The following is a 12,605-nucleotide window of genomic DNA, read 5'->3' on the forward strand; positions in this document are numbered from 1 at the left end:
AAGGCAGCCTGAAAGATTGAATACTGAATATCAGTTTTCAGCTGGTTTGTATTCCTGTGGTGCTTTTTCCAGCAAAGCTTTGATGGATAAACGCACGCGGCCGCGATCGTCGATTTCCAGCGCTTTAACTTTTACTTGCTGGCCTATCTGTAGATAATCGCTGACATTTTTCACTCGCTCGTGTGAAATCTGGCTAATGTGTACCAAGCCGTCTTTACCCGGCATTACTGATACAATCGCACCAACATTATTATCCAGAATCTTGATCACTGTACCTTCGTACACTTTGCCAACTTCCACTTCGGCAGTAATCTCTTCAATACGGCGTTTGGCGGCCTCACCTGCTTCGCTGGTGCTGGCAGCAATGGTGATGGTACCATCTTCGGCAATATTGATTTCGGTGCCGGTTTCTGCGGTTAATGCACGGATGGTTTCGCCACCTTTACCAATGACATCGCGAATTTTATCCTGATGAATTTTCATGCTGAATAAACGCGGTGCATGGGCAGATAATTCCTGCGGGCCTTCTACGGCTTCCTGCATCTGGCTAAGGATTTTCAGGCGTGCTTCTTTGGCCTGAGCCAGAGCAATCTGCATGATTTCTTTGGTAATGCCTTGAATTTTGATATCCATTTGCAGGGCAGTCACACCGGTAGTGGTACCGGCTACTTTGAAGTCCATATCACCAAGGTGGTCTTCATCACCCAGAATATCGGTTAAAACGGCAAATTTATTGCCATCCAGTATCAAGCCCATGGCGATACCGGCAACATGGCTTTTCAAAGGTACACCGGCATTGAGCAAACTCAGGCAACCGGCACACACGCTAGCCATGGAAGAAGAACCATTAGATTCGGTAATTTCTGATACTACGCGCATGGTGTAGCTGAAATCTTCCACTTCAGGCAGTACAGCCAGTAATGCACGTTTTGCCAGTCGGCCATGACCGATTTCGCGTCGTTTAGGTGCACCCATGCGGCCTACTTCACCAGTTGAATAAGGCGGGAAGTTGTAGTGCAGCATAAAGCGGTCGGTATATTCGCCGCTCAGGGCATCAATAATCTGCTCGTCACGCTGGGTACCCAAGGTAGCTGTGGCCAATGACTGGGTTTCACCGCGAGTAAATAAAGCGGAACCATGGGTACGTGGCAATACGCCAGTCTGGATATCAATCGGGCGCACGGTACGGGTATCGCGACCATCAATACGTGGCTGACCTTCGAGAATCTGGCCACGAACCACTTCTTTTTCCAAATCCTTGAAAATACCGCGAATCTGGTTGGCGAGTAAGGTATCGGTTTCTTCGGTAATCAGGGCTGCCTCTACCGCTGCCCATGCTTCATCCAGCTTGGCTGTGCGTGCCTGTTTCTGTTTGATTTTGAACGCTGCATCGATGGTTGCACCAGCCAGCTCGCGCACTTGCGCCACCAAATTTTCATCTGTAGCCGGTGCCTGCCAGTCCCAGACTTCCGGATTCACTTCGTCAGCAAATTCATTAATGGCACGGATAGCGGCCTGCATTTGTTCATGTCCGAATACCACTGCGCCGAGCATGGTTTCTTCAGACAAAACATCTGCTTCAGATTCCACCATCAGTACTGCTTTTTCAGTACCGGCCACTACTAAATCCAGTTGTGACTGGGCTAGTTGGGTTTTAGTAGGATTAAGTACATATTCGCCATTTACATAGCCAACGCGGGCAGCACCAATCGGGCCGGCAAAAGGTACACCTGTTAGCAATAGTGCGGCTGAGGCGCCTAGCATGGCCGGAATGTCTGAATCTATTTCCGGGTCAACTGATACCACCATAGCCACGATCTGGATATCGTTAAAGAAGCCTTCTGGAAATAAAGGACGAATCGGACGGTCAATCAGGCGGCTGGTAAGAATTTCTTTTTCGCTCTGTTTGCCTTCACGTTTGAAGAAGCCACCCGGGATTTTACCAGCGGCATAGGTACGTTCGAGATAGTCTACGGTAAGCGGGAAAAAATCCTGACCGGGTTTTACTTCTTTAGCAGCAGTAACTGCTACCAGTACTACGGTGTCACCCATGGAAATTTTTACGGCACCGGCCGCCTGACGGGCGATTTCACCGGTTTCTAGGGTAACAGTCTGGTTACCGTACTGGAATGTTTTAATGTGTTTATTAAACATGCTGAACTTTCTGTTCTGAATTTCACAAAAGCCGCACCTGCTAAAAAACCTAACGATGTATACGTAACTACACATCTACATGGGTAGGGTTTCTGGCTGGGCGAAATTTGCAAAATGATTACTAAATTAGGTTTATACGGGGCTGTAGCAGCCACAAATACATTTTGTATTATGGACAAATTCTAACATATATTTTTTACCTTATCGCAAGCGCGATGACAGTCTGCTGGTATATGTCTATTTAATTTATGTGTTTTTAGTCTTTTTATGGCTGAAATGATAATTTTCATTCAAAGGTTGATTTTTTTTACAATTATTTGGTACATATTAAACTATCTATTTGTATGTTAGAATAAATTTTATTTATGTCAATCTAAATGGTTCAACCGGATGTGGCTGTACCTATATTAATGTGGAACAATATATGTCTGATCTTTTATATAAAAAACCAACTGACAGTGATGTTTTGTTATCAGTGGTGATGCATCCGGAAGACACCAATGCCAATAATACTATTTTTGGCGGGCGTATTCTGGCCTTGATGGATCAGGCAGCCTATGCATGTGCCAGCAAGCATGCGCGCGCTGTAACTGTAACTGCGGCTATCAATACAGTTAATTTCCGTACACCGATTTATGTTGGTGATCTGGTATCCATTAAAGCGCGGGTAAATTATGTGGGTACATCATCCATGATGATTGGTATTCGTGTGGAAGCGGAAAATCTGCTTACCGGAGAAATACGCCACAGTAATTCCAGCTATTTCACTATGGTGGCAATTGATTCTGCTACCAGCAAGCCGCAAACTGTGCCCGGCCTGATTCTGGAAACGCCCAATGAAGTACGCCGCTTTGTACGCTCGTATACACGTAAGATGGAACAACAGGAAAGTCTGAAAGAATTTCAGGCTAAAGCTTTCCATTTGAATAAAGAGCATCTGGACTGGTGTCAGACGCAGAATGCGCGGCTAAATGCTGATTTGTATAATGAAATAGAATAATACAGATTTATTTGCATTTCTCTTCTGCCGGTGTGTAGTATTGATTTTTCAGCCTTGATTCAAGGATATTTGCTCTACTTATCACCATCTCCCTGTCTGGCGTTATTGCACAATCGCCAGTATAGATTTGAAATTAATGACTTTAGAGAATTTTTTAGCTATTGGCGACAAATACAAAGAAATTAGTAGCCTTAAAAGATTCGTAATTGCTCCAGCAGTTGAACAAATCAATACCAATACTGATTTTAATATTGATATTTCATTTAGAAAATGTAAGCGCGAAATACGCTGGATACAGCTAAGATTTAACCAAAAACAGGAAGCTAAAGTATTTAGCTTGCAAGGTATTAGTTATAGTGCTTATGCTGCTGCCTGCTCTTCCTGGCAGAAGATAAAACGTGGCTTGAAACAGGGACGCTAGAACAATTACAAGCTGTCTGTATCATAAGCGAGCTGTTAAATTTTATGGTATATGCTGAAGCGCGATTAAGTCATAGACTGTGAGCTACACAACAAAAAAGCCCCGTTTGGGACTTTATTTAATTTCACAAAGATTTTGCAGCTTGTTTCTGTTTATATCGCGCTATCTCATTATCAAACTCTTGTTTTTCTTGTTTGATCCTTTCAACAACAACGGAATAATCAGTACCTTGTAAATAAGGTGGTGCTAATTCAGGACACAGATTATAGACAAGCATATTTATGTTAATCATATTACCTAAAGCTATTCCACATGCATGAACAGTTAGATCAGGGTAAAAATGATATTTATGTCGTAGATCAAGAGCAAATTGATCAAGAGCCTTACCTAATTCATTAGCTCTCTGGTTAATCTCAACTAGTTGCTCATGAGAAAATTCTGATTTGTCCATATACATTACCAATTACGTATAGGCCGCATAACACTGATGAAACCCTATATTAGGAATAAGGACTTCAGTACAGCGATTATATTGCTGGTTGCACCGGTTAAGCTGACTTACTGATAAACGCAGCAATCCTTCACTATCTTGTTTTTGATTCTGTTTCTTACTACTCAACATACTAGCCTACACTAGAATGCTTTTGGTCAGCAGCGGTAGCAGTTACTGCTGATATACTTACAAGCTACCAGTATTGATAAAGAAATTAAACGCTTTAGCATCAAAATTCCCCATATTTGCTGGCAAATAAGTAAATTTATAGTAAATTAAATTAAAATATAAATACGTTAAAATTTATTTTATTTGAATTTTATCACATACTTGGTCCGTCATAATCCCTATCATTACTCGGCGCAATCTCAACTCTTTTAGTTCTCTCCTGATCAGTAACCTGCCGCACGCTCAACCTGTTCTCTACCGTTGTTTTAAGCTTGTTATAGACATCCCGAAGGCTGTCCATGCCTTGGCCAATTGCCTTTGTTGCTCGCTCAAAGTAGAAAGGTACGATAAGGTATAAAAAAGCCGTCTTTTTAAAGACGGCTTTTTGTCACACGGGAAATGCTTATTTACGCAGACCCAGACGACCAATCAGTTCGCGATAGGTATCCGGTTTGGTGCGACGAATGTACGCCAGCAAGCGACGACGGGCACTTACCATTTTCAACAGACCACGACGGCTGTGGTGATCTTTTGGATTGGCTTTGAAGTGGCCAGTCAGGTCATTAATACGGAAAGTCAACAACGCGATTTGTACTTCAGAAGAACCAGTGTCTCCTTCGGTACGCTGATAATCTTTAACGATTTGTGCTTTTTGTTCAACAGATAACATGTAATTCACTCTTAAAAAAAGCCTTGCGGCAGACAAGTTGGCCAAGCTAACCATGGTGTGATTAACAACTACCAACTCCATATACGTATTTAATCAGCAGAAGCGGTATTCATCAGGCGCAGTACTTTCAAACGCCTGCTGGCAGCCTGATATTGCACCAGCCCGATAAAGCGCCCATTGGCAGCATAAATACGCAAGGGGCACATTGTGCCATAATTTTGCTCGGAATGCACGGCCACACCGTGCTGTAACTGCAAAATATCCTTATCTGTCAAGGTTACAGCCGGAAAATGTTGCACCAGTACATCACACGGTAACAGCCAGTTATCGCGCGCTGTTTCATCCATGCTGCCGATGGCGGCCAGTGAATGTGTCTCTTCAATCGCAAAGCCGGCCGTTGCGGTACGCCGCAGTGCGGTCAGATGCGCTACTGTGCCCATGTGTTTGGCCATATCTTCGGCAAGGGTACGGATATAGGTACCCTTGCTGCAACGCACACTTATTATCAGTCTGGGAAAGGCAAATTCCAGAATATCTATCTGGTAAATAGTTACCTGCCGGCTTTTACGTTCGATGGTGATGCCAGCACGGGCATATTCATACAGGGGTTTACCCTGATGTTTGATGGCAGAGTACATGGGCGGGGTTTGGGTAATTTCACCGCTAAAGGCTGCGATTGCTGCCTGTACCTGCGCCAGCGTGATACTGGTATCAGCAGTGGCCACAATTTCACCCTCAGTATCGCCGGTACTGGTGGCTACTCCAAGCTGCAAAGTGGCTATATAAGCTTTGTCGGCATCCAGTAAATACTGGGCAAATTTGGTGGCTTCGCCAAAACATACGGGCAACAGGCCAGTAGCCAGCGGGTCGAGTACGCCGGTGTGCCCGGCCTTGGCGGCACCATATAGAAATCGCGCCCGCTGTAAAGCGCTATTACTACTCATACCGCTGTCTTTATCCAGCAGCAGCACTCCATTAAGGGCGCGTTTGCGCCGACTAATCTGAGTATTCATGATGATTCTGATGTAATCCGGTTTCAGAGTAATTAAGCGTGCGCATCATAACATGCTTTATATGGCTGTTTGTGCAGACGGGGATGATAGACGCTTCTTGTGCTTAGATTGGGTTAATTTTGCATATTGCCTTATTTTCTTAATTTTGGTGTAGCTCTCGTTATGCTGGTTCTAAACCATATTGGCTGATTTTTTACTTTGATGCGAATCAATTGGAAATGAATAATTGAAATTTATCATAAATTCGTGTGCACAAATTGGTTCCGGTAGTAATTAACTCTTACGTAAATGCTTTGTTAGCGTTACAATTATTTAAGTTTTACTGCTGGTATTGCACTAATACATCTGTCAGAATAACTGCCGGTGTATGACTGCACTCAATCCTGACTTAAACGACAATTAGCCTGTGTGATGGGAAGATTCACACTATTAAATAATCTATTTGTCATTTTTATTCGGGATGATGTTAACACTGGCATTGATTCTGTCCAGTGATTGATTTTTTGTTGTACCGGTCTGACTGTCTGATAACAGAAATAAACAGACCAAACACTTCTATCTTTACTGATGAAAAGGGTTCATTATGAAAGCAGCCGTAGTAACAAAAGATAAAAAAGTTGCCATTCAGGACAAAGCTGTACGTCCGCTGAAAGCCAATGAAGCGTTACTGAAAATGGAATGTTGCGGGGTTTGCCACACTGATTTGCATGTTAAAAATGCAGATTTTGGTGACGTTACCGGTGTCACTCTAGGGCATGAAGGTATCGGGGTGGTTACTGCTGTAGGTGAAGATGTTACTTCTTTAAAAGTAGGCGACCGTGCCAGTGTTGCCTGGTTCTTTGAAGGCTGCGGACATTGTGAATATTGTAATAGCGGCCGTGAAACGTTCTGCCGTGAGGTTAAAAATGCCGGTTATACCGTAGATGGTGGCATGGCAGAAGAATGTATTGTGGTTGCAGACTATGCAGTTAAGGTACCGGATGGTTTGAGTTCTGAGGCAGCCAGCAGTATTACCTGTGCCGGTGTAACTACATATAAGGCAATTAAGGTATCTCATATTCAGCCTGGCCAGTGGATTGCGATTTATGGCTTGGGCGGTTTGGGTAATCTGGCTTTGCAATATGCCAAGAATGTTTTCAATGCCAAAGTGATTGCCATTGATGTAAACGATAAACAGCTAGAGCTGGCACGGGAAATGGGTGCAGATATGACTCTGAATCCGGCCAAAGAAAAAGTTGAAGAAATTATTCAGGAAAAAGTGGGCGGTGCTTATGCTGCTGTGGTTACTGCGGTAGCCAAATCAGCTTTTAATTCTGCTGTAGCCGCTGTACGCGCAGGCGGCCGTATTGTTGCTGTGGCTCTGCCGGTAGACACTATGGACCTGAATATTCCACGTCTGGTACTGGACGGTATTGAGGTGGTAGGTTCTCTGGTAGGTACACGTGAAGATTTGCGTGAAGCATTCCAGTTTGGTGCTGAAGGTAAAGTGGTACCGAAAGTAACCTTACGCCCTCTGGAAGACATCAATGATATTTTTGATGAAATGACTGCCGGTAAATTCACCGGCCGTATGGTGATTGATTTCAAAAATGCCTGATTTAAGCTAATCAGCAAAAAAGCCATAGTTTTACTATGGCTTTTTTGTTAACAATAATTCAAATGAGATTAACAGGCTTCTCCTACCTGTACGCCGTTGAAGGTATCCTGCGCAGAGGCGAGACTGGCTACCAGCTGCTGTGCTGCCTGAAATTCGGGGGTTTGCATAGTGGCACAGTATTGTGCTGCTGTACCGCAGCCTGCAATCATTTGCCAGCGTTGTGCCAGCCGGCTGGTATCCGGCCAGACAAAACCGTCCAGCAGGTTATCTACCCAGTCTGGCCTGTTACATACCAACGCAATATCACAACCAGCAGCAAAGGCATGTGCTGTGCGCTGTTGAATATTACCAGCACTACTGGCACCTTCCATGGTAAGGTCATCAGAAAAAATTACGCCATCAAACTGCATTTTGTCGCGCAGAATTTCTTCTAGCCAGACAGTGGAGAATCCGGCCGGTTCGGTTGGGTCAATTCTCGGATACACCACATGTGCCGGCATCAGTGCCGGCATGCCATGATGAATCAAATCATTGAATGGCTGAATATCATCAGCCCATAATTCTTCCCAGCTGCGGCTATCCTCAGGCATAGTCAGATGGCTATCACCACTGGCCGCTCCATGGCCGGGAAAATGCTTACCACAGCAAGCCATGCCACCACGTGCCAGTCCGCGCTGCAAGGCAATCGCCAGAGCGCTGACCACGGCAGGCTGCTGATGAAAACTGCGATTACCGATAACGGGACACTCGCCCCAGTCAAGGTCCAGCACCGGGGTAAATGACAAATCTATACCACATGCACGTAATTCAGTGGCCAGTACCCAGCCCACTGTTTCAGCCATTTTATCGGCCATTGCTGCGCCATGCTGTTCCCAGCACTGTCCTAGAGTACGCATTGCCGGTAATCGGGTAAATTCCGGAATAAAGCGTTGTACCCGCCCGCCCTCATGATCAACAGCTACAATTAGTTCTGGGGTTCGTAAGGCCTTGATTTCTGCAACCAGTCTGGTTAGTTGTGCACGGGACTGATAATTGCGCCGGAATAAAATGACTCCGCCGATTGCCGGGTGGGATAAACGTTCACGTTCTGCGGCACTGAGCTGAAACGCTGCTACATCAGCCATAATCGGGCCACGTGCTAATGCTTTGGGTGGTGCTGACAACATAAATTTATTCCAGAAAAATATATAAATGAATTAACTGTCCAGCCAGATTAGGTGTTAATTTTTCACCATGATTGAATCATTTGAATACAGAAAGACCTGTATATTGATGTGAATTGACCGCCTGATTAAACCTGTAGCCAGACAGGCAATAAGACATTGTAACCAGATATCCATTTTATACCGCATATCAGGGTAGCATCAGGGCAACAAACAGGGTGTTACTGGCACGTCTGATTAACAGTGGTACACTTTTACCACTAGCTGCTACCGCCTGTTCGAAATCATTTTCGTCATGCACCAGTTTTTGTCCGACTGCCACGATGATATCGCCACGGCGTAAATCTACCTGTGCAGCCAGTCCACTGACTTCTTCTATCACCAGCCCTTTGGTTGTTGCCTGTAAGGTCAGGCCTAGGTTCCGCTCGGTAAAATTGATGCCGTCGGTGGGCGTAACGGCACTGGCGGGGGTGGATGGATTAGTGATGACCGGAGACATATTATCCAGTACGACTTTGATTTCTTCTTTTTTGCCTTTACGCCAGATACCCAGAACAATCTGTTTACCCGGTTGCAGCAAACCAACTCTAACTGGTAAATCACTGGAATTATCTAGCTTTTCACCATTCACGCTTTCCACAATATCGCCTATTAACAAACCGGCTTTGGCTGCCGGTCCGCCGGCAACAACCTGAGTAATCAGTGCTCCGTTGGCTTTATCCAAACCAAAAGATTTCGCTAGATTGTAGTTAACTTCCTGAATGACTACGCCCAGACGGCCGCGCTGTACTTTACCTGTTGTTTTCAACTGTTCAGCCACATTCATGGCTACATCAATCGGAATGGCAAAGGAAATGCCCATAAATCCGCCGCTGCGACTGTATATCTGTGAATTAATCCCGACTACCTGCCCTTTCAGATTAAACAGTGGCCCACCCGAATTGCCCGGATTGATGGCCACATCAGTCTGGATAAACGGGGTGTAATTTTCTTCTGGCAGGCTGCGCCCTTTAGCAGAAACGATACCGGCAGTCACGCTGTTATCAAAACCAAACGGTGCCCCGATTGCAGCCACCCATTCCCCTACTTTCAGGTCTTTGGGATTACCCGGCTGCACTACGGGTAATCCATTGGCACTGATTTTTAATAATGCAACATCAGACTGGGTATCAGCACCAATCAGTTTGGCCTGAAATTCACGTTTATCATTCAGTAATACCTTGATGTTGTTCATGCCATTGACGACATGGGTATTGGTGAGGATATAACCGTCTTTGCTGATGATGAAACCGGAACCAAAATTGAATTCATCATCATTTGCCTGCGGTGTTTGCGGCACCTTGGGTAAAAGATATTTGAAGTATTCGTAAAATGGGTCGTTATCAGGCAAAGCATCCGAGCTAATTTCGCTGTCACCATCAATATTGCGATTGTCACGCGTTGCCTGAATATTCACTACTGCCGGCCCCTGCTGATCAACCAGCTGGGTAAAATCAGGCAATAACATGGCTACCTGATTACTGTTGCCATCAGCGCCAGCAGGTATTTCTTTCACAAAACCCTGATTAGTATTTTCTTTACCAAACCAGTGTTTGAGTCTGTCACAACCAGCTACCGCCAACGATACCAACATAATTGCGGTCAACATATATTTGCGATTTATCCGCATCAACTTCCCTATCTTGTTTGTTTTCTTACACAAGCGGTTATCAATAATATTGTAGCGAAAAGAGCCGTTAAATTACACAATTAGACAGTTAAAGTTGTCTTTGCCGGATATTCGCACAAATCGTTAATCAAACAGCACTCGCACATAGGTTTACGCGCTTTACATATGTAACGTCCATGTAAAATCAACCAGTGGTGCGCATCTACCCTAAATTGTTTGGGTACTACCTGCATTAATTTATCCTCAACTTCACGCACGGTTTTGCCCGGTGCAAGGGCTGTGCGGTTACATACTCGGAAAATATGGGTATCAACTGCAATCGTTGGCTGGCCAAAAGCTGTATTGAGCACCACATTAGCGGTTTTGCGCCCCACACCGGGCAAGGCCTCCAGTTGTTCCCGGGTTTGCGGCACTTTACCATCATACTGCTGCACCAAAATCTGGCAGGTTTCCAGCACATGCTTGGCTTTGGTTTTGTATAAACCAATAGTGCGAATGCAATCCATGATTTTATCTATACCTAAGGACAGCATGGCTTCTGCCGTTGGTGCCAGCTGAAACAGATGCACAGTGCATTTATTCACAGACACATCCGTGGCCTGAGCTGAGAGCATCACTGCAATTAATAATTCAAAGGGCGAGTGGTATATCAGCTCTGTGGTCGGATGCGGACAGGCGGCCTGCAAACGGGTAAAAATTTCCTTGCGTTTATGTGCATTCATGAGATTCGACTATGATCTGTTTTTTTGTTGCTGACGAAACTGCCAGGGTGCAATTGCTCGCGCATTGTGCCACAAACCAAGCCGTTTTTGGCGTGCCTGAAGCTGGGCATCCTGATAACGGCTAAAACCTAAGCGATCCTGCTGTTTTTTGGCAATCGAGGTGTAATGCCAGGCATACCCCTGTTGCACCATCCATAAATTAATATCCACATTATTCAGCATAATCTGGCCAACTTCACGCTGATACTGGTCGACGGCAACAACATTAACAACCACAGGCTGGCCTTCAATACGTGCCTTTAAGGCATCACGACTGGCTATCCCGTAGGCCTGTTTGATTTCCGGTGCATCTATATTAGCCAGACGTACCTTATGCATGTGTCCATCCTTATCTCTGATATGTACTGTATCTCCATCATGCACGCTATCAACGCTACCAGAATATTGTCCTTTACTGGCTGCTGCCCATTTTGTACCTCTGTTACCTGCTGGTCTGCCATTGAAAATGTCCTGCACAGAATGCACTATGCTATCGGCTTTATGGATCCAGTTTTCTAATGGCGCAATCATGCTGTCCGGTAACCAGACTTTAGCTATCGTCAGACTAACTGCTATCCACAATAGAATTTTACGCCATTTGGTCAAAATTTTTTGCCTTTTATGCATTTATCAGAAAACCGTATCTTGAATATGTTTGGCCAGATTAACAGGCTGCCACCAGTTGTTGCCGACTATGCTGCCAACAGGACAGGTGCTTGAAACAACAGCAGCCAGTCACCCTTTTTAAGGCAACTGGCTGCGCAGATATTAATCCAAACTATTATTACACCTTCTGCCGCAGCAAATTCAGACTTTGGCCGTTAATACCTGAACGCCACTGCTGCAACCAAGCACCAGCAAATCAGCTGCGTGATGGGTAAACAAACCATTGTCTACCACGCCAGGTATACCGTTAATCGCATCTTCCATTTTAATCGGTTCGTTCAGATTCAGATGAGCCACATCCAGAATCTGATTGCCATTATCGGTGGTAAAACCCAAACGCAACTCCGGCTCGCCGCCCAGTTTCAACAGTTTGCGTGCTACCAGTGAACGTGCATTTGGCCTGACCTCTACCGGCAGCGGAACATGACCAAGGCGGCTAGTGTACTTGCTTTCATCGGCAATACAAATGAATTTTTCAGCAGCGCTGGCCACAATTTTTTCATTTAACAATGCGCCACCGCCGCCTTTAATCATCTGCAATAAATGATTAATTTCGTCTGCGCCATCAACATACAAGGGCAAACCATTGACTTCATTCAGAGTTACTTCAGGAATGCCAAAGCTTTTCAGCGCTTCACTGGTCTGGACAGAAGTGGAAACCGCACCTTTGATTCTTTTTCTGCTTTGCGCCAGCGCTTCAATAAAGAAACGTACAGTCGAACCAGTACCCACCCCCAAATATTCGTTTTCCTGTACATATTCCACTGCTTTTTCAGCGGCCTGACGCTTCAGCTCATCTTGTGCTGTCATACTTACTGCTCCTTCTTTAC

The 12,605-nt window shown here is 45.0% G+C and carries 12 protein-coding genes; 3 read left to right on the plus strand and 9 right to left on the minus strand.

From position 1 onward, the window contains the following. Positions 1 to 30: 30 nt before the first annotated feature. Positions 31 to 2,154, minus strand: a complete 2,124-nt coding sequence (gene pnp / locus GYX26_RS01015; RefSeq protein WP_100114243.1) for a polyribonucleotide nucleotidyltransferase — start codon at positions 2,152 to 2,154, stop codon at positions 31 to 33. A gap of 424 nt (positions 2,155 to 2,578) precedes the next feature. Here pnp and GYX26_RS01020 point away from each other — a divergent pair, with 424 nt between their 5' ends. Together GYX26_RS01020 and GYX26_RS01025 are read left to right on the plus strand one after the other, a co-directional pair. Further along, the gene (locus GYX26_RS01020) at positions 2,579 to 3,154 is read left to right on the plus strand and encodes an acyl-CoA thioesterase (protein WP_100090082.1); all 576 of its coding nucleotides are present in this window, start codon (positions 2,579 to 2,581) and stop codon (positions 3,152 to 3,154) included. A gap of 136 nt (positions 3,155 to 3,290) precedes the next feature. Further along, a complete protein-coding gene (locus GYX26_RS01025) occupies positions 3,291 to 3,575 on the plus strand; it encodes a replication initiation protein (protein WP_174827688.1) in 285 nt (94 codons plus the stop codon). Between the two features lie 124 nt (positions 3,576 to 3,699). Here GYX26_RS01025 and GYX26_RS01030 read toward each other — a convergent pair whose 3' ends face one another. The 3 genes from GYX26_RS01030 to truB all read right to left on the minus strand — a co-directional run bounded on the left by GYX26_RS01030 (position 3,700) and on the right by truB (position 5,919). Further along, positions 3,700 to 4,026: a hypothetical protein gene (locus GYX26_RS01030; protein ID WP_174827689.1), complete on the minus strand. Its 327-nt coding sequence runs from the start codon at positions 4,024 to 4,026 to the stop codon at positions 3,700 to 3,702. 613 nt (positions 4,027 to 4,639) lie between these two features. Then, the gene (gene rpsO, locus GYX26_RS01035) at positions 4,640 to 4,906 is read right to left on the minus strand and encodes a 30S ribosomal protein S15 (RefSeq protein ID WP_100090079.1); all 267 of its coding nucleotides are present in this window, start codon (positions 4,904 to 4,906) and stop codon (positions 4,640 to 4,642) included. 89 nt (positions 4,907 to 4,995) lie between these two features. Next, complete coding sequence (gene truB, locus GYX26_RS01040) at positions 4,996 to 5,919, minus strand: tRNA pseudouridine(55) synthase TruB (RefSeq protein WP_174827690.1); 924 nt, start codon at positions 5,917 to 5,919, stop codon at positions 4,996 to 4,998. A gap of 583 nt (positions 5,920 to 6,502) precedes the next feature. Between truB and adhP the strand changes: the two genes are divergently transcribed. Further along, positions 6,503 to 7,516, plus strand: coding sequence for an alcohol dehydrogenase AdhP (gene adhP / locus GYX26_RS01045; protein WP_100090077.1), 1,014 nt, complete (start codon positions 6,503 to 6,505; stop codon positions 7,514 to 7,516). 68 nt (positions 7,517 to 7,584) lie between these two features. Here adhP and nagZ read toward each other — a convergent pair whose 3' ends face one another. The 5 genes from nagZ to rpiA all read right to left on the minus strand — a co-directional run bounded on the left by nagZ (position 7,585) and on the right by rpiA (position 12,585). Then, positions 7,585 to 8,682, minus strand: a complete 1,098-nt coding sequence (gene nagZ, locus GYX26_RS01050) for a beta-N-acetylhexosaminidase (protein WP_238791195.1) — start codon at positions 8,680 to 8,682, stop codon at positions 7,585 to 7,587. A 187-nt stretch (positions 8,683 to 8,869) separates the two neighbouring features. Beyond that, entirely contained in the window at positions 8,870 to 10,342 is a 1,473-nt protein-coding gene (locus GYX26_RS01055) for a Do family serine endopeptidase (protein WP_174827821.1), read from the minus strand. 86 nt (positions 10,343 to 10,428) lie between these two features. Continuing rightward, positions 10,429 to 11,070, minus strand: coding sequence for an endonuclease III (gene nth, locus GYX26_RS01060; protein WP_174827691.1), 642 nt, complete (start codon positions 11,068 to 11,070; stop codon positions 10,429 to 10,431). A gap of 9 nt (positions 11,071 to 11,079) precedes the next feature. Continuing rightward, the gene (locus GYX26_RS01065) at positions 11,080 to 11,715 is read right to left on the minus strand and encodes a thermonuclease family protein (RefSeq protein WP_174827692.1); all 636 of its coding nucleotides are present in this window, start codon (positions 11,713 to 11,715) and stop codon (positions 11,080 to 11,082) included. A 201-nt stretch (positions 11,716 to 11,916) separates the two neighbouring features. Continuing rightward, positions 11,917 to 12,585, minus strand: a complete 669-nt coding sequence (gene rpiA, locus GYX26_RS01070; RefSeq protein WP_174827693.1) for a ribose-5-phosphate isomerase RpiA — start codon at positions 12,583 to 12,585, stop codon at positions 11,917 to 11,919. Positions 12,586 to 12,605: the final 20 nt, after the last annotated feature.

Origin of the sequence: Snodgrassella sp. ESL0253 (genome assembly GCF_013344965.1) — a bacterium.
Lineage (GTDB): Bacteria > Pseudomonadota > Gammaproteobacteria > Burkholderiales > Neisseriaceae > Snodgrassella > Snodgrassella alvi_B.

Excerpts from the sequence above, each read along its gene's own strand:
- pnp (WP_100114243.1), bottom strand. The coding sequence starts at position 2,154 with ATGTTTAATAAACACATTAAAACATTCCAGTACGGTAACCAGACTGTT.
- GYX26_RS01020 (WP_100090082.1), top strand. The coding sequence starts at position 2,579 with ATGTCTGATCTTTTATATAAAAAACCAACTGACAGTGATGTTTTGTTA.
- GYX26_RS01025 (WP_174827688.1), top strand. The coding sequence starts at position 3,291 with ATGACTTTAGAGAATTTTTTAGCTATTGGCGACAAATACAAAGAAATT.
- GYX26_RS01030 (WP_174827689.1), bottom strand. The coding sequence starts at position 4,026 with ATGGACAAATCAGAATTTTCTCATGAGCAACTAGTTGAGATTAACCAG.
- rpsO (WP_100090079.1), bottom strand. The coding sequence starts at position 4,906 with ATGTTATCTGTTGAACAAAAAGCACAAATCGTTAAAGATTATCAGCGT.
- truB (WP_174827690.1), bottom strand. The coding sequence starts at position 5,919 with ATGAATACTCAGATTAGTCGGCGCAAACGCGCCCTTAATGGAGTGCTG.
- adhP (WP_100090077.1), top strand. The coding sequence starts at position 6,503 with ATGAAAGCAGCCGTAGTAACAAAAGATAAAAAAGTTGCCATTCAGGAC.
- nagZ (WP_238791195.1), bottom strand. The coding sequence starts at position 8,682 with ATGTTGTCAGCACCACCCAAAGCATTAGCACGTGGCCCGATTATGGCT.
- nth (WP_174827691.1), bottom strand. The coding sequence starts at position 11,070 with ATGAATGCACATAAACGCAAGGAAATTTTTACCCGTTTGCAGGCCGCC.
- rpiA (WP_174827693.1), bottom strand. The coding sequence starts at position 12,585 with ATGACAGCACAAGATGAGCTGAAGCGTCAGGCCGCTGAAAAAGCAGTG.